The organism is Phaeobacter sp. QD34_24 (genome assembly GCF_028890115.1).
Taxonomy (GTDB): Bacteria; Pseudomonadota; Alphaproteobacteria; order Rhodobacterales; family Rhodobacteraceae; genus Phycobacter.
Map to the genome: position 1 here is coordinate 110,745 of NZ_JARCJD010000006.1, position 23,092 is coordinate 133,836.

The following is a 23,092-nucleotide window of genomic DNA, read 5'->3' on the forward strand; positions in this document are numbered from 1 at the left end:
AAAACTCCCTGTGACGAAAATATCTTGCCTTATTTTGAACGATTGTTCAATCTAAAGCCGGAGGACAGGGAGGAAATATGACGGAAACGCGCGGGCGCTATGCCCTTATCGGCGCTGGGCCGATGGGGCTGGCTATGGCCAAGGTATTGGTCGAGCAAGGCATTCCCTTTCAGGGGTTTGAGCTGCATTCGGATGTGGGCGGTTTGTGGGACATCGATGGGCCAAAGTCCACGATGTACGAAAGCGCGCATCTGATCTCCTCCAAGCGGATGACGGAATTTGCCGATTTTCCGATGAAGGAGGAGGTGGCCGAATACCCCTCGCACCGGGACCTGAAAGGCTATTTCCACGATTTTGCCGATCATTTCGGGCTGCGGCAGCACTACCATTTTGGCGCCGAGGTGCTGAAGACCGAACCCCTGGGCGGCCCCGGCGAGGGCTGGCGTGTCACCTGGCGCGATGCGGAAGGTGAGCATAGCGAAGACTTCGCAGGGGTGCTGATTGCCAATGGTACCCTGTCCGAGCCGAACATGCCGACATTCCCGGGAGATTTCGCGGGGGAGCTGATCCACTCCAGCCAGTACCGCAGGGCCGAACAGTTCGGCGGCAAGCGGGTGCTGGTTGTGGGCGCGGGCAATTCGGGCTGCGACATTGCGGTGGATGCGATCCACCATGGCGCCACTTGCGATCTGTCGATGCGGCGCGGCTATTACTTCGTGCCAAAATACGTCTTTGGCAAACCGGCGGACACCATGGGCGGGTTGATCCAATTGCCGATGTGGCTGAAGCGGCGCATCGACGGGTTGATCCTGAAATGGTTCGTGGGCGATCCGCAAAAATATGGCTTCCCGAAACCCGACTACCAGCTTTACGAAAGCCACCCGGTGGTGAACTCGCTGGTGCTTTATCACGCGGGGCATGGCGATCTGAAGATCCGCCCCGATATTGACCGGATCGATGGCAACACGGTGCATTTCACCGATGGCAGCCAGGCTGACTATGACATGATCCTCGCCGCGACTGGCTACAAGCTGCATTATCCCTTCATCGACAAGGATCTGCTGAACTGGCAGGGCGCCGCGCCGCATCTCTACCTCAACGCGATGCACCCTGCCCGCGATGACCTGTTCGTCCTCGGCATGGTCGAGGCCAGCGGCCTTGGCTGGCAGGGACGGCACGAGCAGGCCGAGATGGTCGCCCGCTACATCAAGGGGCTGCAGATCGGCAGTGCCGAGGCCAAGGCCCTGCAGGCAGAAAAGGCCGCAGGGTTCGAGCGCGCCACCGGCGGCATGGCCTATCTGAAACTCGCGCGCATGGCCTATTACGTGGACAAGGCGACCTATCGCAAGGCGGTCACCGGTTGGATCAAGCGCCTCTCAGGGGCGGGCGCATGAACGGGATTGATGACGTCGCGCTGAATTTCAGCCCCGCCTCTTTGACGCTGCTGAACGGGATCCTGGCGGTGGTGATGTTCTCCATCGCCATTGACCTGAAGCCGTCCGATTTTCACCGGTTGCGGCGGGCGCCGAAACCCTTGATCGTGGGCCTCATCTCACAGTTCCTGGTGCTGCCGGTGCTGACCTTCGCGATGGTCTGGCTCACCAATCCGCGCCCCTCGATCGCGCTGGGGCTGATCCTGGTGGCGGCCTGTCCGGGCGGCAATATCTCCAATTTCATCACCCATCGTGCGGGCGGCAACGCGGCCCTGTCGGTGTCGATGACCGGCTTTGCCACTGTGGGGGCGATCCTGCTGACGCCGGTCAATATCGGTCTGTGGGGTGGGCTTTACCCGCCGACACGCGCGATCCTGCAACAGACCGAGATCGACCCGGTGCAGATTGCCATCACCGTGGGGCTGATGCTGGTGCTGCCATTGGTGCTGGGCGTGCAGCTCAATATGCGCAAGCCGGATCTGACCGCGCGCATTCGCCGCCCGCTGCAATGGCTGTCGATGGGCATCTTCATCGCCTTCATCGTACTGGCGCTGGCGGCCAACTGGGGCTTCTTCCTGCAGTTTGCAGGCGCGGTCGCCGGTCTTGTGGTGCTGCACAATGCGCTGGCGCTGGGCGGTGGCTGGGTCACGGCGACGCTGGCGGGGCTCTCCCCCTATGACCGGCGCGCGGTGACCATCGAGACGGGAATCCAGAACTCCGGCCTGGGTCTGGTGCTGATCTTTGCCTTCTTCGGCGGGCTGGGCGGCATGGCGGTGGCGGCGGCCTTCTGGGGAATCTGGCATGCCATATCTGGCCTTGCCCTGGCAGGGCTGATGGCGCGGACGGAGGCGGCACGATGACTGAGGGAGCCTTGACCAGGACCGTTCTGATCACAGGTGCTGCCGGCATGGTGGGCCGCGTCCTGCTGCAGGAATTGCAGGGCTGCCGCATCATCGCTTCGGACCTTGCGCCGCCCAAAGACCTGCCCGCAGGGGCGGAGTTCTGCCGCATGGATGTGACCACCGATGATCCCGCCCGTGTTATTGGCGAGGTGAAACCGGATGTGATCGTGCATCTGGCCTCCATCGTTACCCCGCCCAAGGGCAGCGGGCGCGACTTTGCCTATGCGGTGGATGTGGAGGGCACCCGCAAGGTGTTGCAGGCCGCCGTTGCCAACAGGGTGGGGCGCATTGTCGTCACCTCCTCCGGCGCGGCCTATGGCTATCACGCGGATAACCCGGTGCCGCTGCGCGAGAATGATAGCCTGCGCGGCAATCCGGAGTTCGCCTATTCGGATCACAAACGTCAGGTCGAAGAGATGCTGGCCAACTACCGCCGTGGAGCGCCGCAGCTGGAGCAGGTGGTGCTGCGGGTCGGCACGGTTTTGGGAGAAGGCACCGAGAACCAGATCACCGCCCTGTTCCACCGTCCGCGCCTGCTGGCGGTTGCGGGTAGCGAAAGCCCTTTCGTGTTCATCTGGACGCGGGATCTGGCGCGGATCCTGTCTCGGGCCGCAACGGATGGCCCTGCGGGGGTCTTCAACGTGGCAGGGGACGGCGCCATGGGGGTGACGGATCTGGCGCGGGTGCTAAAGAAACCCGTGCTGCGGCTGCCGCCCTTTGTGCTGAAAGCGGCGCTGGCCTTGGCAAAACCCCTGGGGTTGACCCAATACGGGCCCGAGCAGGTGCGGTTCCTGCAATACCGGCCGGTGCTGGACAATAGCGCGCTGAAGGCCGATTTCGGATATACGCCCGAGCTGACCAGCGCCGAAGTCTTTGATCTATGGAGGCGTCAGGCAGGCCTATGAAGACAGCCATTATCTCTGGCGGCGCGGGCGGCTTGGGCCGTGCCCTGTCTGCCGCCTTGCAGGACCGCAGCTGGCGGGTGATCCTGCTGGACCTCGATACCTCGGGGCTGGAGACAAGCGAAACCCAGATCCCGATTCAATGCGATCTGACCGATGGGGAGCAGCTGCGCCAGGTGTCAGAACAGATCCTGCAGCAATACCCGGTGATCGATCTGGTGATCTACAATGCGGGCATCACCCAGATCGGTGGTTTTGACACCATTGATGAGGCGAGCCACCGCCGGGTGTTCGAGATCAACTACTTTGCCGCCGTCGCCATGGCCGGGCATTTCCTGCAGGCGGTGCGGCGCGCGGGCGGCACCCATATCGCCATCTCCTCGGTGGCGGGGTTCACGCCGCTTTTTCACCGCACCTCCTATGCGGCCTCGAAACATGCGCTGGAGGGGTTCTTCAAATCCCTGCGCTCCGAGGAAAAGCCCCACGCGGTTGATGTGCTGATTGCGGCGCCGTCTTTCGTGGCGACCAATATCGGCAATGATCAGCGGCAAAGCGATGGCACCGCCCGACCCGGATCGGCCAGCGACGGGGTGGATTACATGACCCCCGAGGCCGCTGCCCGGGACATCCTGCGCGGATATGACCGGCGGCAGCCGATGATCCCGGTTGGACGCGTGGCGCGTCTTGCCTGGTGGATAAACAGCCTGGCGCCCCGGCTGTATCAGCGGTTGATGGAGCGGCAGATCGGCGGCCACGACTCTTGATCAGGCAAGCCGAGTTCAGTCTTCCTCGGTCAGGACCGGCAGGGAAAATCCGGTCTTGACCCGGTTCATCACCACCGAGGTGCGGAAGCGGGCGATATTCTCCTCGTCAAAGAAATGCCGCCTGCTGAAGGCTTCGAAGTCGGGCATGTCGCGGGCGGTGAGGATCAGGATGAAATCCGCATTGCCGGTCACGTAGTAGCATTGCATGACCTCGGGCGCCTCGATCATGCGGCGGCGAAAACGGTCGATGTCGCTGGGGCGCTCGCTTTGCAGGGTGACCTCGACGATCAGGGTCAGGCCGCGTCCCAGCTTGTCCGGGTTCAGAACGGCCACATCGGCGGCCACATAGCCTTGTGAGCGCAGCCGGGAGAGCCGCTTGCGGCAGGCATCCGGGGACAGTCCGACACGCTCCGAAAGCGCATCGGCGGTCAGCCGGTTGTTGCTTTGAATGGCCTCAAGGATCAGCCGGTCGAAACGGTCCATATCGCTGCCTTGGTCCTTCTTCGTCTGCTGAGGGATCCTGTCCGGTTTCCTGTATGATTTGCAAGTTTGTTCCGTCTATGGTTCGAAATACCGTGTTAGATGTAGAATTGCTTCCGTTTTTCGGCCCGGATCGCGCGCATATTTCCCACAAACCGCTGGCGGCACCGACTACTCTGTGGCGGAATTCGCAGGCAGCAAGGGAAGATCGGGCATGGATGGGGGCCTCAGCAATACGCTTGAAAACGATTGGCGGGCGCGGGCCGTGCCCTTGACCGGCCCGGAGGCTGACATTCTGCCCAGCGTGGACGCCGAGGCAGTTGCCCGGTTGCTGGCGCTTTGCCCGCGCCATGCGGTGACGCCTTTGATCGATGCCGTGGATCTGGCGGCGGTGGCGGGTGTTGCGCGGCTCTGGATCAAGGATGAGCGCGTCCGGATGGGGCTTGGCAGTTTCAAGGCGCTGGGCGCGGCCTATGCCATTGCCCGTGAGGCGGCAGAGGTTCGGGAACAGGCAGGAGAGGCCGCCCCGGCCTGGGAGGAGACGCTGAAAGGGCGCACCTTTGCCACCGCCAGCGCGGGCAACCATGGCCTGTCAGTCGCGGCGGGCGCCCGGCTGTTCGGTGCGCAGGCGGTGATCTACCTGGCCAAGACGGTGCCCGAAGCCTTTGCCGAACGGCTGCGCGCCAAGGGCGCCGAGGTGGTGCGCGCGGGCGCGGATTACGAGGCAAGCATGGCTGCCGCCCAGGCTGACGCTTTGGGAAATGGCTGGACGCCTCTCTCGGACAGTTCCTGGCAGGGCTACACGGAGTCTGCGGTGGCGGTGATGGAAGGCTATCTGCAACTGGCCGCCGAGGCGGCAAGCCAGATCGAAGAGGTGCCTACTCATATTCTGCTGCAGGCCGGGGTCGGCGGGCTGGCGGCGGCGGTGGCGGCCTATGCGCGGCATGTCTGGGGCGATGCGCCGCGAATCGTGGTGGTGGAACCCGAGGCCGCACCGGCCCTGATCGAAAGCATCCGTGCGGGGCATCTTGTGGACACCCATGGGCCGGAGTCCGCCATGGGACGGCTCGATTGCAAGACGCCCTCGTTGGTGGCGCTGAACGGCCTGGTGCGCGACGCAGACCGCTTTGTCACCATTTCCGAAGAAGAGGCCGCCGAGGCAGTGAGTACATTGGCGGATCACGGCTATGCGACGACGCCGTCGGGCGGGGCGGGGCTGGCGGCGCTGCTGGCGGGGCGGGTGCCCGGCTGCGGTGCCGATGCGCGGGTTCTGGCGATCCTGAGCGAAGGGCCGGAAGATGGCTGACCCGGCACGCGGTTTTGCCCTGTCCGAATACCGGCGCCGCTGTGATGCGCTGCAGGCCGGGATGGCCTTGGCAGGGATGGATGCGCTGCTGCTGACCACGGCGGCGGATATCTTCTATGTGACGGGCTTCCTTACCCGGTTCTGGGAAAGCCCGGCGCGCCCCTGGTTCGTGGTGGTCCCGGCGAAAGGCGATCCGGTGGCGGTGATCCCCTCCATCGGCGCCGATCTGATGGGGCAGACCTGGATTTCCGATATCCGCACCTGGGATGCGCCGGACCCAAGCGACGATGGCGTCAGCCTTCTGGCGGCGACTTTATGCGATCTGGTACCCGCCGAGGGCGCGATCGGCACGCCCATGGGGCTGGAAACCCAGCTGCGCATGGCACTCAGCGATTACATGGCGCTGACCGCCCGGATCGCACCGCGCCGGATGGTGGATGCGACCGATGTGGTGCAGCGGGTGCGCGAGGTGAAGTCAGAGGCCGAGGTCGCCAAGATCCGCGCCGCCTGCGCCGTGGCGGATCGCACATTCGCCCGCGTGCCGGAGTTTGCAGGTCTCGGGCGTCCGCTGGATGCGGTGTTTCGCGATTTTCAGCGGGTTCTGCTGGAGGAGGGCGCGGACTGGGTCAGCTACACCGCAGGCGGCGCCGGGCAGGGTGGCTATGGCGATGTGATCTCTCCGGCGACGGCGCAGCCTTTGGCGCGGGGCGATGTGCTGATGCTGGACACCGGCGCGGTGCGCGACGGCTATTTCTGCGATTTCGACCGGAACTATGCCATTGGCGCGGTTGCCGTCGATACCGCCCTGGCCCATGCGGCGCTCTATGCGGCTACCGAACTGGCGCTGGACACGTTGCGCCCCGGCATGACGGCGGCGGATGTGCACCGGATCCTCTGCGACGGGCTGGGCGCAAACGGCGCCACGCCGGGCGGCGGGCGGCTGGGACACGGGCTGGGGGTGACCTTGACCGAATGGCCCTCTTTCACACCCAAGGACCGATCGGTGCTGCGGGCGGGAATGGTGCTGACGCTGGAGCCGGGGGTGGAAATCGCACCGGGCCGCATTCTGGTGCATGAAGAGAATATCGTGCTGCGCGAAGATGGGCCGGAGCTTCTGTCCGCGCGCGCCCCGGCAGAATTGCCGGTTCTGGAGTGAGGGCATGGATCGCTTTCCCTATGACCTGACCGGTCCCATCGGCAGTGGTGCCACGCTGGGGCTGATCGTCCTGCAGGTGGACGAGACGCTGGAACAGGACATGCGCCGCCTTTTGCCGGGCGGCGATGTGGCCCATCACGTGACCCGGATCCCCAGCGGCGATGAGCTGACGCCTGACACCATCGCCAGCATGGAGCGGACCCTGCCAGCGGCGGCGGCCCTGCTGCCTCCGGCGGCGAAGTTCGATGTGATCGGCTATGGCTGCACCTCGGGCACCACGCTGATCGGCGCCGACCGGGTGGCGGATCTGGTGCGCCAGGGCGCCGCCACAGCCCGTATCACCGATCCTCTGAGCGCGGCTCTGGCGGCGCTGGAGGCCTTGGATGCCCGGTCGCTGGCGATCGTGTCGCCCTATGTGGAGAGCGTCAGCGCCCCGGTGCGCCGCGCCTTCGAGATCCGCGGCCATGATGTGCCCGCCACCGTCTCCTTTGGCGAGGAGGTTGAGGCACGGGTGGCGCGGATCGACCCGGCCTCGATCCGGGCGGCGGCCGTGTCGGTTGGGCAGGAAGCCGATGCTGTCTTCCTGTCCTGCACCAACCTGCGCACGCTGGATATCATCGACGGCCTGGAAGCGGAGCTGGGCAAGCCGGTCCTGAGCAGCAACCAGGTTCTGGCCTGGCATATGGCGCGGCTTGCGGGCGTCGAGGCCGGGATCACGGGTCCCGGCCAGGTGTTTCGGCTGCCACCGGCAGCGGGCTGATACCGGCCGGGGAGCTGCGCCCTGGCTTAACCGCTTGCCTGCGCCAGCCACAGATACAGGGGCAGGCCGACGGTGATGTTGAAGGGAAAGGTGACCCCCAGCGACATCGACAGGTAGATGCCGGGTTCGGCGCGCGGCAGGGCGATGCGCATGGCTGCGGGCACCGCGATGTAAGAGGCCGAGGCCGCCAGCACCATGAAGAGGAAGCTGCCGCCATCCGACAGGCCGGTCAGCCGCGCCAGCGCCAGGGCCATCAGGGCGCCGATCACCGGCATGGTCACACCGAATGCAAACAGGCCCGGCGTGAGCTGCCCCCGGTTGGAGATCAGGCTGCGCCCGGCGGCCAGGCCCATGTCCAGCAGGAACAGGCATAGGATGCCGGTGAAGGGGCCGATGATGAAGGGCGAAATCGTTGCAAGACCGTCATCGCCGGTGATGGCGCCAATGGTGAAGGCCCCCACCAGGAGAACGATGGACCCATTGGCCAGAAGATCGCGCCACAGCCCTTTGGGGGTGTCCTGCTGTTCGCCGCCACGCCGATGCGCCAGCCACAGGGCGGAGAGGATGGCAGGCACCTCCATCGCGGCGGCAACGGCGACCATATAACCTTCGTAGGCGATGCCGCCCAGCTCCAGCAGGCTGGTCGCGGTGACGAAGGTCACGATGGAGATCGACCCGTAGTGACCGGCAAGCGCGGCCGCGTTCAGAGTGTTGAGCCTGGTCATCACCTTGAGGAGGCCAAAGGCCACGAAGGGGATGACAAAGGACAGCAACACGCCAGCGGCAAGGGTTGCGAACAGATCGGGGCTGAGCCCGTGCTGCGCCAGGCTGGCACCGCCTTTGAAGCCGATGGCCAGTAGCAGGTAGATCGACATGAACTTGGCCGCGCCACTTGGGATCGACAGATCGCTGCGGGCAAAGGCGGCGGCAAGACCCAGGGCAAAGAACAGGATGGTGGGGACCAGCAGGCTGTCAATTATCTGTGCCACGGTTTGATTCCTTCATCAGTGGGCGTCTGTCGCGGCCTGATGACTTGATTTTTCAGATAACTAAAATACAAGAATTCTAACTGTTGCATAGTTTAAGGCTATGAATGATGCGGCCAACTCTTCGGCAATTGGAATATGTGGTGGCGGTGGCGCGGCTGGGGCGGTTCGGTCTGGCGGCAGAAACGCTGAATGTCAGCCAGCCGAGCCTTTCGGCGCAGATCGCGGAGGTCGAAGCCGATCTGGGCGCGCGGCTGTTTCAGCGCAATCGCTCAGGGGTGACGCCAACACCGCAGGGAGCGGATGTGATTCGCCGTGCCCAGAAGATCCTGCGCGATGTGGAAGACCTGCGGGCCTCCATCACCGGAGCGGCGCCCTTCGGCGGGCGGGTCCGGCTTGGGGTTCTGCCCTCCATCGGGCCCTATCTGTTGCCGCAGGTGATCAGCGCCCTGCACCTGTCGCACCCGGATCTGCGCTTTATCCTGCGGGACGAGAACACGCAAAATCTGGAGCAGGGCCTGAAATCGGGGCGTCTGGACCTGATCATCTCAACGCCGGAAGATCACCCCAACACGTTGCAAAGAAACCTGTTTTCGGAACGGCTGTGGCTGGCGGTGGCGCGCGATGACCCGCTTGCCCGGACCAAAGCCCCGGTGGCTACCCAGGATCTGAAGGGGCGGATATTCCTGACGCTGGACCGGGGGCACCGATTGTCGCGGATCGTCTATGCGCTGGCCTCGGATTGCGGTGGCATCGTGTCGGATGAATATGAAGGCACCAGTCTGGATGCGATTCGCCTGATGGCAGCCTCTGGCGCGGGGGTGGCGATCCTGCCCGAACTTTACGCACGGGTGCAGGCCAAGCAATGCCCTGAAGTTGTGCTGAGACCGCTGGAGGTGCCGGGGGCCAGCCGCAGGATCTCGTTGATGCAGGTGTTTTCCGAGCAGGAGATGAACGGCACCGAGATCCTGGCGGATGCCCTGTTGACCCAGGCCGGATCCGCCGGATTGAGCATAGAAAAGACTTCTATTTGAAAGGGTTGCACTTTTCGTGGCGGGATATGGAATCGGCGCGGGGGCGCTGGTGCGAGGCTTGGCGCGTTTTCCGGCATCTCGCCAAAAATGTTTTAAGGTTTAATATTTTAATGTTGAAATAATGAGGGGAAGCTGCCTAGAGTTTTCATGTCGGCACCCGCCCCGAAGGTCCAGTTCGAAGAAGACCACAGCGGCGGGGCATGCTGGCGAAGGATCCGGCGCCTTAACTGCACCACGACCCGACTTCGGGCGCAAGGTGTCCCCATCAGAGGGAAAAGGCCAGGAAGGACTGGCGCCACCGGCCCATAGCGGAAATAGTGGTGGCATGGAGATAACCGCGGCAAACGCGGATCCCGGTCCAATAACTGCAATAGGGAGACTTTGGGAAATGAAAGCAATCAAGACTCTGGCACTGGCAACCGCCGTTTCGGCCCTGGCCGTGGCGGCGCAGGCGGACACCAAGATCGGCATGATCACCACCCTTTCGGGCGGCGGTGCGGGCCTTGGCGTCGATGTGCGCGACGGTTTCATGATGGCCATCGAAAAGGCAGGCCGCAGCGATGTGGAAGTGGTGATCGAGGACGATCAGCGCAAGCCTGAAACGGCGGTACAGCTGGCCGATCAGATGATCCAGTCCGAGAAGGTCGATATCATGACCGGCATCATCTGGTCGAACCTCGCCATGGCCGTTGTGCCTGCCGCCACCGCGCAGGGCGTGTTCTACCTGTCGCCCAATGCTGGCCCCTCGGCCCTGGCGGGCAAGCGCTGCCATGAGAATTACTTCAACGTCGCCTGGCAGAACGACAACCTGCACGAGGCGGCAGGCGCCTATGCCAGCGATACTGGCTACAAGAACAGCTTTATCCTGGCGCCGAACTACCCGGCGGGCAAGGACGCTTTGACCGGCTACAAGCGCATGTACAAGGGCGATCTGGCCGGTGAGATCTACACCAAGCTGGGCCAGACCGATTACGCCGCCGAGATCGCCCAGATCCGGGCCTCGGGCGCGGATTCGGTGTTCTTCTTCCTGCCCGGCGGCATGGGGATTTCCTTCCTCAAGCAATATGCCGACAGTGGCGTCGACCTGCCCGTGGTGGGCCCGGCCTTCAGCTTTGACCAGGGTATCCTGCAGGCCGTGGGTGAGGCCGCTCTGGGCGTCAAGAACACCTCGCAGTGGAACAAGGATCTGGACAACGCGGCCAACGCCGAATTCGTGGCGGGCTTCCAGGAGAAATACGGCCGTCTGCCCTCGCTTTATGCCAGCCAGGGTTATGACACCGCCAACCTGATCCTGAGCGCGCTTGAGAAGGCCGATGTCTCCGACAAGGACGCCTTCCGTGCGGCGCTGGAGGCGGCGGATTTCGCTTCCGTGCGCGGTGAGTTCAAGTTCGGCCCCAACCATCACCCGATCCAGAACATCTACGTGCGCGAAGTGATCAAGGAAGGCGATGTCTTCACCAACAAGATCATCGCCACCGGTCTTGAAATGCGCGGTGACGCCTACGCCGCCGAGTGCAAGATGTAAGAGACCTCCAATCCGGTGGGGGCGCTGACCGCGGCGCCCCCAATCCGGCGGAACAATTCCATGTCCATAATCCTCATTCTTGAGCAGGTCCTGAACGGGTTGCAGTTCGGGGTCATGCTATTCCTCATGGCTGCGGGGCTGACACTGGTCTTCGGCGTCATGGGGCTGATCAACCTTGCCCATGGCGCGCTGTATATGGTGGGGGCCTTTGCCGCCGCCGCCGTGGCGGGGCTGACCGGATCCTTCCTGTTGGCGCTGGTGGCTAGCCTTGCGGCTGCGGCCGCAGCTGGCGCCATTGTCGAGGTCGCGGTGATCCGGCGGCTTTATGATCGCGATCACCTGGACCAGGTGCTGGCCACATTCGCGCTGATCCTGATCTTCTCCGAAGGCACGCGCTGGATCTTCGGCTCCTTTCCGCTGTTCCTGGATGTGCCGGACTACCTCTCCGGCCCGGTGAGCCTGCCCGGCGGGATCGAATACCCGCTCTATCGGCTGACGATCATCGCCATCGGACTGGTGGTGGCGGCGGCGCTGTTCTGGCTGATCGCGCGCACCCGGATCGGCATCCAGATCCGCGCAGGCGAGGCGGATCGTGAGATGATCGCGGCGTTGGGGGTGGATATTTCCAGGCTCTACACGCTGGTTTTTGCCCTTGGCGCGGCGCTGGCGGGGCTGGCCGGTGCCCTGGTCGGCGCGATCCAGTCGGTGCAGGTCGGCATGGGCGAACCCGTTCTGATCCTGGCCTTCGTGGTGATCGTGATCGGTGGCATCGGCTCGATCAAGGGCGCGCTGGTGGGCGCGGTCCTGGTGGGGCTGACTGACACGCTGGGCAAGGTCTTCCTGCCGCAACTCTTTGGCCTGTTCATGGAGCCCGCAAGCGCCACATCCGTGGGGGCGTCGCTGGCTTCGATGCTGATCTATATCCTGATGGCGCTGGTCCTCTTGGTGCGCCCGTCGGGCCTATATGGGGGGAGCAACTGATGCTGACCCGCGAAACAACCTTGAACATTGCGCTGGCGGCGGCGCTGCTGGCGGTGCCGCTTCTGGCGCTGGCGATGGACGAGATCTTTATCATCACGCTCGCCACCAAGGTCGCGATCCTGGCGCTGGCGGGTGTCGGCCTCAATATCGCGCTGGGCATCGGCGGGCTGGTAAGCCTGGGGCATGCGGCCTTTTTCGGGATCGGCGGCTATGCCATGGGGATCCTGGCGGCCCACGCCCAGAACTATGAGCCGATCCTGGAGGCGCCCTTCCTGATCGAAGGCACCAACCAGATGCCCATCATCTGGCTGGTCGCCATCGTCGCCAGCGCCTTGGCGGCGCTGGTGATCGGGGCGCTGTCCCTGCGCACCTCGGGCGTCTATTTCATCATGATCACGCTCGCCTTTGGTCAGATGCTTTACTACTTCGCGATCAGCTGGTCCGCCTATGGCGGCGAGGATGGTCAGTCGATCTGGGTGCGCAACGAATTTCCGGGGCTGAATACACTAGATCCGATCCAGTTCTTCTTGATTGCCTATGTGATCCTGTGCGTGGTGCTGGTCTTCTCTGCGCGTCTTGCACGTTCGCCCTTTGGGCTTGCCCTGGCGGCGGCCCGGCAGAGTGAGGAACGCGTGATGACCGTGGGCCTCACGCCCTTTCATCTGCGGCTGGTGGCCTTTGTCATCTCGGGCGCGATCACAGGTCTTGCCGGCGCGCTCTATGCGGACCTCAACCGGTTCGTGAGCCCCACCATGCTGAGTTGGCACACTAGTGGCGAGATCATGGTCTTTGTCATCATCGGTGGGGTGGGACGACTGTTCGGCCCGGTCGTGGGTGCGGCGGTCTTTATCCTCTTGGAACACATTCTTGGCGGGTTCAGCGAATACTGGCAGATCTTCCTTGGCCTATTGCTGCTCTTGATGGTGCTCTTTGCACGCGGCGGGCTGATCGGAGCCATTGCCGGACGGGAGGTGGCCCATGACTGACATGACCCCGGTTCTGAAAGTCGAGGGCATCAGCAAAAGCTTTGGCGCGCTGAAGGCCAGCGACAATGTGAGCCTTGATCTGCGGCCCGGTGAAATCCACGCCTTGATCGGCCCCAATGGTGCGGGCAAGTCGACCCTGATCAAGCAGATCTCGGGCAGCCTCAAGCCTGACAGTGGTAGGATCGAGGTGCTGGGCCGCGATGTCACCGATCTGGATACGGTGGCGCGGGCGCGGCTGGGGCTGGGGCGGACCTTCCAGATCTCGTCCCTGGCGATGGAATTCACGGTGCTGCAAAACGTGGTCCTTGGCGCGCTGGGTGCGCGGGGGCGGGCGTTTTCCTTCTTGCGCAACGTGATGAAGGACAAGGCGCTGCTGGAGCCTGCGCAGCGCGCCTTGGAACGCGTCGGCCTGCAGGACGAGGCGCAGCGGCGCACTGCGGATCTGTCGCACGGGCAACGCCGCCAACTGGAGGTCGCCGTGGCGCTGACGCTGCAGCCGAAACTCTTCCTGATGGATGAACCGATGGCGGGGTTGGGGGCAAGCGGATCAAAGGCCCTGACTGGTTTCCTCGATGAGTTGCGCCATGAGGCGCCGATCCTTCTGGTGGAACATGACATGGACGCGGTCTTTGCCCTCGCCGACCGGATCAGCGTGCTGGTCTATGGCGCGGTGATCGCCACCGGCACGGCGGATGAGATCCGCGCCAATGCAGAGGTGCGCCGCGCCTACCTGGGAGAGGAGGACGCCGCATGAGCCTGTTGTCGCTGAGCAATATCGAGGCCTCTTACGGCCCCTCGCAGGCGCTGTTCGGTGTCTCGCTGGATCTGGCCGAGGGCGAGGTCGTCGCCCTTATGGGCCGCAACGGCATGGGCAAGACCACCACGATCAAGTCGATCTGCGGCATGGTGCAGCCCTTTGCCGGGGATCTGCGCTTCGATGGGCATGACCTGCGGCAGCTGGCCTCGCACAAGATCGCGCGGCTGGGCATCGGTCTGGTGCCCGAGGGGCGGCGCTGTTTCGGCCCGCTGACGGTGGAGGAAAACCTGACGGCTGCCGCGCGTTCGGGGCCTTGGGATTTTACCCGCGTCGCCGGGCTGTTTCCGCGTCTGAAGGAACGGCGTGACCAGACCGCCAGTTCGCTTTCTGGTGGCGAGCAGCAGATGCTGGCCATTGGCCGCGCCCTGATGACCAACCCGCGCCTCTTGATCCTGGACGAGGCAACCGAAGGCCTGGCTCCGGTGGTGCGACAGGAAATCTGGGCAGCGATTGCGCAGCTGAAGCGCGAGGCGGGCCTGTCGATCCTGGTGGTGGACAAGACGCTGAAGGAGCTCGCCCAGATCGCCGACCACGCGGTGATCCTGAACCGGGGTCAAAGCGTCTGGACCGGCAGAATGGACGCGCTGACCCCGGATCTGACCGACCGTTACCTGGGCGTTTGAAATCGGAGCAAAGTCCAGATCCGTCCGCGTCTCTGCGCAAAGGGCGCGGGCGGGCGGATCGCCGGTTCGATCAATGGCCAGTCCGATCAATGGCCCGTGCGCTCACATGGGAACCAGCCTGCCGCCCTGAAGCTCCAGCCGCTCCGGTGCCAGTGCCGCGCGAAAGGGAGTGGAATGGCTGACCAGCAGGATGGCTTGCGGCAGGGACAGCAGGATCTCTAGCAGCCGTGCCTCGTTCTCGGGGTCCAGCGCATTGGTCGGCTCATCCAGTAACAACGCCTCCGGCTCCATCGCCAGAACCGTTGCCAGGGTGATCAGACGCTTTTCACCGCCTGACAGCTTGTGGGTGCTGCGATCCTTGAGATTCATCAGATCCAGATCGCCCAGCACCCGATCCACAATCGCCATCGCCTCGTGCCGGGATTTGCCCAGGTTCAAGGGGCCAAAGGCGATATCCTCGGCCACCGTGGGGCAGAACAGCTGATCGTCCGGATCCTGAAAGACCAGCCCGATGCGGCGCCGGACCTCGTGAAAATCGGCCTCTTCCTTGCGGTCTTTGTCAAAGATCCTCACAGCCCCCGACGAAGGCCGCTGCAGGCCAAGGGCGATATGCAGAAGGGTGGATTTCCCGGATCCGTTCGGACCGGTGATCGACAGCCGTTGCCCTGCCTGCAGGTGCAACGAGGCCCCGGTCAATACCGGCGGTTGGCCGGGATAGGCAAAGCAAATCTTTTCAAGTGCGATGATCGTCATGCAACATCCAGAATGATCAGGCCAAGGCAAAGCAGGGTGAAGCCAGTGCCAAAGGTGACGTCCCGGCGGGCCAGGGTAAACTCCTGCAGCAACGGCATCCGGCCCGCAAAACCGCGACATTTCATTGCCCCAAGAATACGTTCGGAGCGCTCAATGGCCCGCACCAGCATCATCCCGACCAGATAGCCAAAGCTGCGGTAGCTGTGCCAATTGGTGCCGGGCCGAAAGCCGCGGACCTTCATCGCGGCCCGCAGGCGCTGATATTCGCCATGCAGCACGTCAAGATAGCGGATGGTGAACATCAGCAGATGTACCAGCGTTTCAGGGCAGCGCAACCGGTGCAGCGCATGCCCAAGGGTGACCGGCTCCAAGGTGCCGAGCAGCACCAGCACTGCCAGGATCACCGCATTCGCGGTGAGCGCGATTTCGACGGCCTGCCACAGCCCCTGCCAACTGGCCGCAAGCCCCCACAGAACAAGGATCGGATCGCCGGGAACCGTGAAGGGCAACAGCAGCAACATGACCAGGATGAACCCGTCCATCATCGCCATCCGCCTGAGCGTCCGGCGCCATGGCAGCCGCGACATCACCAGGAGCGACAGCGCGATCGCCAGCGCCGCAAAAAGGGCGGTCAGCGACGACAGCGCAACCACCACGACCGCGAAGACACAGGCCATCACGATCCGCAACCGCGGATCGAGCCGGGCGATCAGCGCCTGGCGGGCCAATGCGCCAGAACCGGCAAGCGCCTTCTCTTGGGGACCAAGAACATGTGTCATCGCGCGCCCAACTTGCGCCGCGCGGCAAGGTAGAAGCCAAGCCCGAACAGCCCAAGGATATAGCCGATGCCGCCCAGGATGGTCTGGACATCGTTCTGCTCCCGGTAGGCGGCAATCTCGCGGCGCAAGGGGCGTATCTCGTCGCGCAGGAGGTCGGCAATGGCTTGGCGCTCTTCTTCGGTGAGCGATGCCACAGCGACAGCAGCGGTGGTCGGCGCAGCAGGTTCTGTGTCAGCGTTGGAAGGCGCAGCCTTGGGGGGGATGACACCCATGATCCTGGCCACCTCCCCGGCAGGCATGGTGACTTTGGCCACATGCCCGGCGCCGAGATCGGCAAAGAAGGTATGCGACACCGCCCGTGTCGGCGTGTAGACAAAGAACCCATCCGCGTCGGATACGGTCCGGCCCAGTTCCGCGCCATCCGGGCCGGTGACGATGATCTCCGCCCCCCTTGCCATCGCCCCGTCGGAAAAGCCGATTTCCCCTTCGATGGTTGCGCCGGAGGCAAAGACCCCGGCAATCACCTTATGTGCAGCTGCGGGTAAAGGCGCGCAGCACAGGGCAAGGAGGAATGCCAGCCGTTTCATGCGGGTGCCCTGGTGAAAAAAAGCTCTGGCTTTGCCTTGCGGGCCAGAAGGATGGCAAAGCCCGTGAGCACCGCTTCGATGGCCATCACCGGGATATGGGTCAAGAACACCAGTTTCGCGGCAGGCAGGAACTGATCCCCCGACAGGGCCAGCGCGGCCCCCACCATGACCGTGGTTGCAGCAATCGCAAAGGCCCCACCGATGCCGCCCCAGATGGCGCCGTGGACAGGCGTGCCGCGCCCGATCAGCGGTCGCAGCAGGACCCCAACCAAGACAGCAGGCAGGGCAATATTGAGCGTGTTGATGCCAAGGACGGTCAGACCGCCGAACCCAAAGAAAACCGCCTGCAGCAAAAGCCCCACGAAAAGCGCCGGAAAGGCGGCCCAGCCAAGCATCAGCCCGGCCAGACCGTTCAGGATCAAATGCACCGAGGACGGGCCGATCGGCACATGGATCAGGGAGGCCACGAAAAAGCTGGCCGAAAGAACGCCGGCCGTGGGAATGCGATCCAGATCCAGCGATTTCAGCCCCCAGGCAATCCCCCCGGCGGCCGCGAGTGCGCCGCCGATCACGACTGGGTTGGAAAGGGCTCCGTCGACGATATGCATGCCGGGTTACTCCAGATCCCAGGCGCGGATCCAGATCACCGCATCCTGGCTCAACGCCTTGCCCTGATGCGTGGTCTCGGGGCCAGTTCCGAGGGCGGCAAAGCCCCAGTATCCAGCCTTGGGAATGCCGAAGGTGAAATACCCGTTGTCGTCCGAGATCGCGACCAGCGCCCCGCCGGGCAGGGGCGAAATCACGGGCTCCTTGGCGCCCGTGCCCTGCATGTCGGGGGCGGCCGCGATATATTCGATTTCGATCTCGGCACCGGCCACCGGTTTCCCTTGGCTCAGGACGCGGCCGCTGAAGGTGGAGCCTGCAATGATATTGTAGGGTTTGTTCAAGGGTTGGATCTCGGTGGCCAATCCCTGCGGCTGATCCCAGTCGGTGGGCAGCGCGTTCCGGTTCAGATAGGCCTTGGTGATCTGCTGGATGTAGATATCCTCGGATTCTTCGTAGTAGGGCGCCGGTACGGTCACCAGCACATAGTCGCCGGAGCGTTTGACCGGCACCGATCCCACGAAGGCCTTGGCACTGTTTTCGGGCCCTTGAAAGGTGGTTTCCCGAAGGCTGCCCATCAGGTCGGTCTTTTCGCCGTTGTGGATGACGTAGAACTCTTCCGGTTTTTCCAGCGCCATCACGTGACCGGCCTCTAGCGGATGCCAGAAGACCAGTTTCACCGGAATCTCGCCGGGATGCGCGATCATCGTCTCTTCGGTATATTCCAACAGGAAATGCGCCTGCGCCAAGACCGGCATCATTGCCGCCGTGGCCGCTGCCAAGAGCAGTTTCTTCATTCTTCGTTCCTCACCTCGTTGCGCCTTCCCCGGCGCATTTGTGCAGTTGGCTGAGGGGGATACGAAGCCAGTTGCCACTCACGGCAAGCGGTTCCAGCGCACACCCCGTCGCCGGTGATGGTCGCCCTTTCCGAGGGCGCTAATCCGGCAGGTATCCTGACTTGCGGGTCGTCACACTTGGCTGGCCTTCCCGGGAGATCCCAGTGGCATTGTCAGCCGTGCTCGCCGCCTACAGTTGCGGGGGCAGTTGCAGAATTGGCTTGTCGCAAGCCGCACTGCATTCCCTTTTGCGTCCAGAGCGAACTCCGGAACCGGACATGAGATCTGTCATGCCAGAAGAAAAGAGATCCGGTCAACAACCGATTGTCGCTGTGCAAGGAACCAGCAGCGGACAGAGCGCCTGCGTCAGGGTTTCCCCGCCCGACGGAACAGCCCGCGATCGCTTGCGGCACGCCCTTCACGTCGTTCTCGTTTCGGGCCATAAAACCTGCGACAGGAAACGGAGCACCGAAATGGCGAAATGCCTCATGCTTGATGTTGACGGCGTCTTGATCGACGGCCGCCCAACAGACGGTCAAAGATGGGACAAGGAGCTAGAGCAAGATCTCGGAGTGCCTTCGGAGGCACTGATCAACGCGTTCTTCAAATCCCAATGGGCAGAGATCGTTGTCGGTCGGAAAGACCTGCTTCCGGCACTGGGCAGTGTGCTGGAGCGTATTGCCCCGCAGGTTAAGCCCCAAGAACTTGTCGACTACTGGTTCAAGATGGATTCACGCATTGTCGATGACGTGCTTGCAGACTGCCGGGCCGCAAGATGCCAAGGCATTCCGATCTACCTGGCAACCAATCAAGAGCATATGCGGGTGGAGCACTTGCGACGAACTCTGGCTTTGTCAGAGGAAGTCGACGGCATCCTATATTCGGCACAAGCCGGTTTCAGGAAGCCCCAGGCCGAGTTTTTTGCCTATGCGGCGCAGGCAACCGGATGTCAGCCGCACGATTTGCTGCTGGTTGATGATACGGTCGCAAACGTCAAGGCCGCCCGCCATGAGGGCTGGGAGGCGGTTCATTGGGACGGGAGCGAAACCCTGTCCATGATACTTGACCGATGTATCAGGCGATAAGGGCGCAAGGCAGAGCAACGGTCGGGACACTCACCGAGACGCCTCCATGTAGACGCCCCGTGCCGCCGTTGCTGGGTCTTGGGCCGTCTCGGCCATGTTTCAGCGCACGCCAAAGTGATCGCAGCGGCCTTGCGCATGAGGGCATGGCATTCGACATCAGCCCTGTAAAAACAAAAGGATGCCCCCCATGCTCAAGGCGGTTTTGTACCGGATGGATTTGCCCAATTACACCTGTGGCTACGGCACCGCTGCGCGCGATCTTCTGCGCCGCGAGAAGTTCGAGATCGAGGAGCACATCCTCAGAACGCGCCATGAAACGGATGCCTTCAAGGACAAGCATCACATCACCACAACGCCGCTTGTGTTCATCGACGGGGAGAAGATCGGCGGCTATACCGAGTTGAAGGCCCACCTGAAGGCGCAAAAGGTGGCGGCGAAACGGTTCTGGAAACGCTGATTGCCCTATGTCGCGTCGCGGGTCGTGCCAGAGAGCGCATCTCACCCGCGGCGTCTGCCTGGCAGTGATCCTGAACTGCGGCCACAGCGCCTGGACCGGGAGAATGGAGAGCTGACGCCGCATCTGATGGACCAGTATCTGGGGGGCAAGTGACAAAGAGTACTGGGTGTACCTGTAATGAGGTTTAGTCTCTGATTCCACTTCTCACCGCGCATTGGTGCAGTCGTGCTGCGAAATACGTGGCGAAGATCTCGTTTTCAGGATACTCCTCTGATGCCTTCCAATACGCACCAAGGCGTCCCGTAAGGCCAGCGATCCAATCGGCAGCCTGCATTGTCTGATAGCGGTGGCTTTCTAATTGAAAAGGAGGCTCGACAAGGCTGCGCCGTCTGTCTGCACCATACATTGCGATCGCTGCCTGTGTGACCAGTGCAGACCTCTGGTCATGCTCGTCGAGGGCAAGGAGAAACTGCCCACAAGGATCGCAGTCATCCATACAGTACTGGTCAATCCGTTTGATCGCTTCACGAAGGATGTATCTGTAGAGAGCATTTGCATCGTGGTCTTCAGGGGAGGCGTGTTTGCCCTGGCCAACATAAAAGACAAATCCGCCAAGCGCGTCTATCTTATTTAAAAGGCGGTTAGTGAAGTTACGGAGCTCTCGATATTTTCTTACGTTCCGGACTGTGTAGAGACTTGAGCCTTTCTTCTCCCAAACGGACGGATGGGCATCTGAGCGGTCAAGCTCGAACTTTAGTAATTCACATTTCCTCTGATAGAACCAAGTTCCAAAGCTCCGTACTTCTTCAATGGGAAGCACAAGCCCAGCAAGTCCGAAGACTGGACTATCGTTGTGCTGACGGTCGTTGCGGCTAATGTAGGGGCCGATGTGACCGAACTCATCTAAATAGGCAATATAAGTCAAAAGAACCTCAAAAACACGAAAGCCCGCGCTTACGCACGGGCCTCGGAATGAGGGCAACACAAGTCTGCGCCTCGTAAAGGAACGTAGGTAATCGAAGTTCCATTGTCAAGCGCGTTAAGCGCGCAATTTCTGCTTGTAAAGAAAGGAAACAAACGACTTTGCAGAACCCGGAGCGCCTTCTTCTATTTTCCTACCACACCCCATGCCGCCGCCGCACCGTTTCGGGACGCCCCGGCAACGAAAGACTCGCATCTCCACGGGCGCTGCGGGCGATCACTTTGCCCTTGGACACAACGGCCAGCCGGGTTGGGCGCAGGCGGACGGCTTCGGTCGGGGTGCTGGCGTCCAGAACCACCAGGGAGGCATCGCCGCCGACCTTCAACCCGTACCCCTCTAGCCCCATGATCTGGGCGTTGACCTCGGTCACCATGGTGAAACAGCGGGCCATCTCGTCGGGGTGGCTCATCTGCGCCACGTGCAGGCCCATGAAGGCCACATCCAGCATGTCCGCGGTGCCAAGGGAGTACCAGGGATCCAGCACGCAGTCCTGCCCCCAGCCGACCGGGATGCCAAGGGCCTGCATTTCCTTCACGCGAGTGAGCCCTCGGCGTTTGGGGAAGGTGTCGTGCCGCCCCTGCAGCATGATGTTGATCAAGGGGTTGGGGATGGCGGAAACCCCGGCCTCGGCCATCAGCGGCAAGAGCTTTGAGACATAGTAATTGTCCATCGAATGCATCGAGGTCAGGTGACTGCCCGCAACCCGCCCCTGCAGGCCCAGCCGCTGGGTTTCATAGGCCAGCGTCTCGATATGGCGGGACAGGGGATCGTCGCTTTCGTCGCAGTGGATATCGACCATCAGACCCCGCTCGGCGGCGATTTCGCAGAGGTCGCGCATCGAGGTGGCACCGTCCTGCATTGTGCGCTCGAAATGGGGGATGCCGCCGACCACATCGACCCCCATATCCAGCGCGCGGATCACGTTCTCGCGGCCCGTCTTGCTGCGGTACAGCCCATCCTGCGGGAAGGCGACCAGCTGCAGGTCGATATACTCTTTGACCTTTTCCTTCACCTCCAGCATGGCGGTAACGGTGTTGAGGTGATCGGGCGTGGTGTCCACATGGGAGCGGATCGCCAGCGTCCCCATGGAGGCGGCCCAGTCGCAATAGGTCAGCGCGCGCTCCACCATTTCCTCCACCGTGGCGATGTCGCGCAGCTCTCCCCAGAGGGAGATCCCTTCGAGCAGAGTACCCGAGGCGTTGAGCCGGGGAATGCCGTAGGACAGCGTCGCATCCAGGTGGAAATGCGGATCCACGAAGGGCGGGGAGACGAGGTCTCCGCTGGCGTCGATCACCTCACGCGCTTCGGCCTCTAGCTGGGAATCAATGGCGGTGATCTTGCCGCCCGCAATGCCGATATCGGCGACGGAGCCATCGGGCAGGGTACCGCCCTTGACGATCAGGTCGAACATCATCTTTCCCCCTTGTTGAAGGGCACCATCAGGGCCGCCGGGATCTCGGCGCGGCGGGACATCACCACCAGCGCCAGAATGGACAGGATATAGGGCATCATCAGGAAGACCTGATAGGGCACCACGGCGCCGATGCCGGTTTGTTGCAGGCGTATCTGTAGGGCGTCGAAGGCGGCAAACAGCACCGCGCCCAGCACCGCCTTGCCCGGTTTCCAGGCGCCAAAGACCACCAGCGCAATGCAGATCCAGCCGCGCCCGTTGACCATGTCGAAGAAGAAGCTGTCAAAGGCAGAGAGTGTCAGAAAGGCACCGCCCACCGCCATGAAGCCGGATCCGACCACAACCGCGCCCATGCGGATCGCGGTGACCGACAGCCCTTGGGCGGCGACGGCTTGCGGGTTTTCCCCGGCGGCGCGCACCGCAAGGCCAAGGGGCGTGCGATAGAGCACCAGCGCCGTCAGCCCTGCCAGAATGAACGCAGCATAGGTGAGCGGTGTTTGCGAGAACAGCGCAGGGCCGACCAGTGGCAGGTCGGACAGAAGCGGGATCTCATAGGGCTGGAAAGCGGTGATTTTCGGCGGGGATGACACCTCGGGCAGGACCACGCGATAGGTGTAGAAGGTGAGCGAAGTCGCCAGCAGCGTGAGGCCAACGCCGACCACATGCTGCGAGAGGCCAAAGGGCACCGAGAAAATGGAATGCACCAGCCCCAGCATCATCCCGGTCAGCAGGGCCACGGCAACCCCGCCCCAAAGCGGCAGACCGCCCCAGACCGCGATCCAGCCGGCAAAGGCACCCGCGACCATGATACCCTCGATGCCGAGATTCAGAACCCCGGCGCGCTCGCAGATCAGCTCTCCGATGGTGGCGAAGATCAGAGGCGAGGCGATGCGGATGGCGGCGGCCCAGAAACTGGCGGACAGCAGGATGTCGATCAGCTCCAT

At 62.9% G+C, this 23,092-nt stretch carries 25 protein-coding genes and 1 riboswitch; of the genes, 15 read left to right on the forward strand and 10 right to left on the reverse strand.

Annotated elements, in window-relative coordinates:
* Positions 1–77 precede the first annotated feature (77 nt).
* The 4 genes from PXK07_RS06675 to PXK07_RS06690 are packed head-to-tail and all read left to right on the forward strand — an operon-like array spanning position 78 to position 4,001.
* Entirely contained in the window at positions 78–1,394 is a 1,317-nt protein-coding gene (locus PXK07_RS06675; RefSeq protein ID WP_274847425.1) for a flavin-containing monooxygenase, read from the forward strand.
* The gene (locus PXK07_RS06680; protein ID WP_274847426.1) at positions 1,391–2,293 is read left to right on the forward strand and encodes a bile acid:sodium symporter family protein; all 903 of its coding nucleotides are present in this window, start codon (positions 1,391–1,393) and stop codon (positions 2,291–2,293) included. The genes PXK07_RS06675 and PXK07_RS06680 overlap by 4 nt, the downstream gene beginning before the upstream one ends.
* A complete protein-coding gene (locus PXK07_RS06685; RefSeq protein ID WP_274847427.1) occupies positions 2,290–3,240 on the forward strand; it encodes an SDR family oxidoreductase in 951 nt (316 codons plus the stop codon). Before PXK07_RS06680 ends, PXK07_RS06685 begins: the two co-directional genes overlap by 4 nt.
* Positions 3,237–4,001, forward strand: coding sequence for an SDR family NAD(P)-dependent oxidoreductase (locus PXK07_RS06690; RefSeq protein WP_274847428.1), 765 nt, complete (start codon positions 3,237–3,239; stop codon positions 3,999–4,001). Before PXK07_RS06685 ends, PXK07_RS06690 begins: the two co-directional genes overlap by 4 nt.
* A gap of 15 nt (positions 4,002–4,016) precedes the next feature.
* On the opposite strand, the gene PXK07_RS06695 is transcribed toward PXK07_RS06690, so the two are convergent.
* Positions 4,017–4,484, reverse strand: a complete 468-nt coding sequence (locus PXK07_RS06695; RefSeq protein WP_274847429.1) for an Lrp/AsnC family transcriptional regulator — start codon at positions 4,482–4,484, stop codon at positions 4,017–4,019.
* Between the two features lie 211 nt (positions 4,485–4,695).
* Between PXK07_RS06695 and PXK07_RS06700 the strand changes: the two genes are divergently transcribed.
* From PXK07_RS06700 to PXK07_RS06710, 3 genes are read left to right on the forward strand one after another with little or no spacing between them, the layout of a single operon-like run.
* A complete protein-coding gene (locus PXK07_RS06700; protein ID WP_274847430.1) occupies positions 4,696–5,787 on the forward strand; it encodes a pyridoxal-phosphate dependent enzyme in 1,092 nt (363 codons plus the stop codon).
* Complete coding sequence (locus PXK07_RS06705; protein ID WP_274847431.1) at positions 5,780–6,943, forward strand: M24 family metallopeptidase; 1,164 nt, start codon at positions 5,780–5,782, stop codon at positions 6,941–6,943. Before PXK07_RS06700 ends, PXK07_RS06705 begins: the two co-directional genes overlap by 8 nt.
* Before the next feature lie 4 nt (positions 6,944–6,947).
* Positions 6,948–7,703, forward strand: coding sequence for a maleate cis-trans isomerase family protein (locus tag PXK07_RS06710; RefSeq protein ID WP_274847432.1), 756 nt, complete (start codon positions 6,948–6,950; stop codon positions 7,701–7,703).
* Positions 7,704–7,729: 26 nt separating this feature from the next.
* On the opposite strand, the gene PXK07_RS06715 is transcribed toward PXK07_RS06710, so the two are convergent.
* Positions 7,730–8,692: a sodium-dependent bicarbonate transport family permease gene (locus tag PXK07_RS06715; protein WP_274847433.1), complete on the reverse strand. Its 963-nt coding sequence runs from the start codon at positions 8,690–8,692 to the stop codon at positions 7,730–7,732.
* Positions 8,693–8,799: 107 nt separating this feature from the next.
* Between PXK07_RS06715 and PXK07_RS06720 the strand changes: the two genes are divergently transcribed.
* The 6 genes from PXK07_RS06720 (at position 8,800) to PXK07_RS06745 (ending at position 14,655) form a co-directional block, all read left to right on the forward strand.
* On the forward strand, positions 8,800–9,723 hold the full coding sequence (locus PXK07_RS06720; protein WP_274847434.1) for a hydrogen peroxide-inducible genes activator: 924 nt from the start codon (positions 8,800–8,802) through the stop codon (positions 9,721–9,723).
* Positions 9,724–10,111: 388 nt separating this feature from the next.
* Positions 10,112–11,248: an ABC transporter substrate-binding protein gene (locus PXK07_RS06725; protein ID WP_274847435.1), complete on the forward strand. Its 1,137-nt coding sequence runs from the start codon at positions 10,112–10,114 to the stop codon at positions 11,246–11,248.
* 60 nt (positions 11,249–11,308) lie between these two features.
* On the forward strand, positions 11,309–12,229 hold the full coding sequence (locus PXK07_RS06730; protein ID WP_274847436.1) for a branched-chain amino acid ABC transporter permease: 921 nt from the start codon (positions 11,309–11,311) through the stop codon (positions 12,227–12,229).
* Between the two features lie 2 nt (positions 12,230–12,231).
* The gene (locus PXK07_RS06735; protein WP_446728357.1) at positions 12,232–13,215 is read left to right on the forward strand and encodes a branched-chain amino acid ABC transporter permease; all 984 of its coding nucleotides are present in this window, start codon (positions 12,232–12,234) and stop codon (positions 13,213–13,215) included.
* Complete coding sequence (locus PXK07_RS06740) at positions 13,208–13,969, forward strand: ABC transporter ATP-binding protein (RefSeq protein WP_274847438.1); 762 nt, start codon at positions 13,208–13,210, stop codon at positions 13,967–13,969. The genes PXK07_RS06735 and PXK07_RS06740 overlap by 8 nt, the downstream gene beginning before the upstream one ends.
* Positions 13,966–14,655, forward strand: coding sequence for an ABC transporter ATP-binding protein (locus PXK07_RS06745; protein ID WP_274847439.1), 690 nt, complete (start codon positions 13,966–13,968; stop codon positions 14,653–14,655). Before PXK07_RS06740 ends, PXK07_RS06745 begins: the two co-directional genes overlap by 4 nt.
* Positions 14,656–14,757: 102 nt before the next feature.
* On the opposite strand, the gene PXK07_RS06750 is transcribed toward PXK07_RS06745, so the two are convergent.
* The 5 genes from PXK07_RS06750 to PXK07_RS06770 are packed head-to-tail and all read right to left on the reverse strand — an operon-like array spanning position 14,758 to position 18,174.
* On the reverse strand, positions 14,758–15,408 hold the full coding sequence (locus PXK07_RS06750; RefSeq protein ID WP_274847440.1) for an energy-coupling factor ABC transporter ATP-binding protein: 651 nt from the start codon (positions 15,406–15,408) through the stop codon (positions 14,758–14,760).
* Entirely contained in the window at positions 15,405–16,187 is a 783-nt protein-coding gene (gene cbiQ / locus PXK07_RS06755) for a cobalt ECF transporter T component CbiQ (protein WP_274847441.1), read from the reverse strand. The genes PXK07_RS06750 and cbiQ overlap by 4 nt, the downstream gene beginning before the upstream one ends.
* On the reverse strand, positions 16,184–16,774 hold the full coding sequence (locus PXK07_RS06760) for a cobalt ABC transporter permease (RefSeq protein WP_274847442.1): 591 nt from the start codon (positions 16,772–16,774) through the stop codon (positions 16,184–16,186). Before PXK07_RS06760 ends, cbiQ begins: the two co-directional genes overlap by 4 nt.
* Positions 16,771–17,382 carry a cobalt transporter CbiM gene (cbiM, locus tag PXK07_RS06765; protein ID WP_274847443.1) on the reverse strand — a complete coding sequence of 204 codons (612 nt, stop codon included), beginning with the start codon at positions 17,380–17,382 and terminating at the stop codon, positions 16,771–16,773. Before cbiM ends, PXK07_RS06760 begins: the two co-directional genes overlap by 4 nt.
* Before the next feature lie 6 nt (positions 17,383–17,388).
* Positions 17,389–18,174 (reverse strand): DUF4198 domain-containing protein, encoded by a 786-nt coding sequence (locus PXK07_RS06770; protein ID WP_274847444.1) that lies wholly within the window; start codon positions 18,172–18,174, stop codon positions 17,389–17,391.
* A 129-nt stretch (positions 18,175–18,303) separates the two neighbouring features.
* Positions 18,304–18,505: riboswitch (cobalamin riboswitch) on the reverse strand.
* Between PXK07_RS06770 and PXK07_RS06775 the strand changes: the two genes are divergently transcribed.
* Both PXK07_RS06775 and PXK07_RS06780 read left to right on the forward strand, forming a co-directional pair.
* Positions 18,504–19,298: an HAD-IA family hydrolase gene (locus PXK07_RS06775; protein WP_274847445.1), complete on the forward strand. Its 795-nt coding sequence runs from the start codon at positions 18,504–18,506 to the stop codon at positions 19,296–19,298. Its footprint overlaps the riboswitch before it by 2 nt.
* Positions 19,299–19,485: 187 nt before the next feature.
* A complete protein-coding gene (locus PXK07_RS06780) occupies positions 19,486–19,755 on the forward strand; it encodes a glutaredoxin family protein (RefSeq protein WP_274847446.1) in 270 nt (89 codons plus the stop codon).
* A gap of 184 nt (positions 19,756–19,939) precedes the next feature.
* On the opposite strand, the gene PXK07_RS06785 is transcribed toward PXK07_RS06780, so the two are convergent.
* The 3 genes from PXK07_RS06785 to PXK07_RS06795 all read right to left on the reverse strand — a co-directional run bounded on the left by PXK07_RS06785 (position 19,940) and on the right by PXK07_RS06795 (position 23,092).
* On the reverse strand, positions 19,940–20,680 hold the full coding sequence (locus PXK07_RS06785; protein ID WP_274847447.1) for a DUF3800 domain-containing protein: 741 nt from the start codon (positions 20,678–20,680) through the stop codon (positions 19,940–19,942).
* A 190-nt stretch (positions 20,681–20,870) separates the two neighbouring features.
* Positions 20,871–22,148: an amidohydrolase family protein gene (locus PXK07_RS06790; RefSeq protein WP_274847528.1), complete on the reverse strand. Its 1,278-nt coding sequence runs from the start codon at positions 22,146–22,148 to the stop codon at positions 20,871–20,873.
* The gene (locus PXK07_RS06795; protein ID WP_274847448.1) at positions 22,148–23,092 is read right to left on the reverse strand and encodes an ABC transporter permease; all 945 of its coding nucleotides are present in this window, start codon (positions 23,090–23,092) and stop codon (positions 22,148–22,150) included. The genes PXK07_RS06790 and PXK07_RS06795 overlap by 1 nt, the downstream gene beginning before the upstream one ends.

What these genes read in the sequence shown, in the direction of transcription:
- PXK07_RS06675 (WP_274847425.1), top strand. Translation starts at nt 78, where the DNA reads ATGACGGAAACGCGCGGGCGCTATGCCCTTATCGGCGCTGGGCCGATG.
- PXK07_RS06680 (WP_274847426.1), top strand. Translation starts at nt 1,391, where the DNA reads ATGAACGGGATTGATGACGTCGCGCTGAATTTCAGCCCCGCCTCTTTG.
- PXK07_RS06685 (WP_274847427.1), top strand. Translation starts at nt 2,290, where the DNA reads ATGACTGAGGGAGCCTTGACCAGGACCGTTCTGATCACAGGTGCTGCC.
- PXK07_RS06690 (WP_274847428.1), top strand. Translation starts at nt 3,237, where the DNA reads ATGAAGACAGCCATTATCTCTGGCGGCGCGGGCGGCTTGGGCCGTGCC.
- PXK07_RS06695 (WP_274847429.1), bottom strand. Translation starts at nt 4,484, where the DNA reads ATGGACCGTTTCGACCGGCTGATCCTTGAGGCCATTCAAAGCAACAAC.
- PXK07_RS06700 (WP_274847430.1), top strand. Translation starts at nt 4,696, where the DNA reads ATGGATGGGGGCCTCAGCAATACGCTTGAAAACGATTGGCGGGCGCGG.
- PXK07_RS06705 (WP_274847431.1), top strand. Translation starts at nt 5,780, where the DNA reads ATGGCTGACCCGGCACGCGGTTTTGCCCTGTCCGAATACCGGCGCCGC.
- PXK07_RS06710 (WP_274847432.1), top strand. Translation starts at nt 6,948, where the DNA reads ATGGATCGCTTTCCCTATGACCTGACCGGTCCCATCGGCAGTGGTGCC.
- PXK07_RS06720 (WP_274847434.1), top strand. Translation starts at nt 8,800, where the DNA reads ATGCGGCCAACTCTTCGGCAATTGGAATATGTGGTGGCGGTGGCGCGG.
- PXK07_RS06725 (WP_274847435.1), top strand. Translation starts at nt 10,112, where the DNA reads ATGAAAGCAATCAAGACTCTGGCACTGGCAACCGCCGTTTCGGCCCTG.
- PXK07_RS06730 (WP_274847436.1), top strand. Translation starts at nt 11,309, where the DNA reads ATGTCCATAATCCTCATTCTTGAGCAGGTCCTGAACGGGTTGCAGTTC.
- PXK07_RS06740 (WP_274847438.1), top strand. Translation starts at nt 13,208, where the DNA reads ATGACTGACATGACCCCGGTTCTGAAAGTCGAGGGCATCAGCAAAAGC.
- PXK07_RS06745 (WP_274847439.1), top strand. Translation starts at nt 13,966, where the DNA reads ATGAGCCTGTTGTCGCTGAGCAATATCGAGGCCTCTTACGGCCCCTCG.
- PXK07_RS06750 (WP_274847440.1), bottom strand. Translation starts at nt 15,408, where the DNA reads ATGACGATCATCGCACTTGAAAAGATTTGCTTTGCCTATCCCGGCCAA.
- cbiQ (WP_274847441.1), bottom strand. Translation starts at nt 16,187, where the DNA reads ATGACACATGTTCTTGGTCCCCAAGAGAAGGCGCTTGCCGGTTCTGGC.
- PXK07_RS06760 (WP_274847442.1), bottom strand. Translation starts at nt 16,774, where the DNA reads ATGAAACGGCTGGCATTCCTCCTTGCCCTGTGCTGCGCGCCTTTACCC.
- cbiM (WP_274847443.1), bottom strand. Translation starts at nt 17,382, where the DNA reads ATGCATATCGTCGACGGAGCCCTTTCCAACCCAGTCGTGATCGGCGGC.
- PXK07_RS06770 (WP_274847444.1), bottom strand. Translation starts at nt 18,174, where the DNA reads ATGAAGAAACTGCTCTTGGCAGCGGCCACGGCGGCAATGATGCCGGTC.
- PXK07_RS06775 (WP_274847445.1), top strand. Translation starts at nt 18,504, where the DNA reads ATGCCAGAAGAAAAGAGATCCGGTCAACAACCGATTGTCGCTGTGCAA.
- PXK07_RS06780 (WP_274847446.1), top strand. Translation starts at nt 19,486, where the DNA reads ATGCTCAAGGCGGTTTTGTACCGGATGGATTTGCCCAATTACACCTGT.
- PXK07_RS06790 (WP_274847528.1), bottom strand. Translation starts at nt 22,148, where the DNA reads ATGTTCGACCTGATCGTCAAGGGCGGTACCCTGCCCGATGGCTCCGTC.
- PXK07_RS06795 (WP_274847448.1), bottom strand. Translation starts at nt 23,092, where the DNA reads ATGGAGCTGATCGACATCCTGCTGTCCGCCAGTTTCTGGGCCGCCGCC.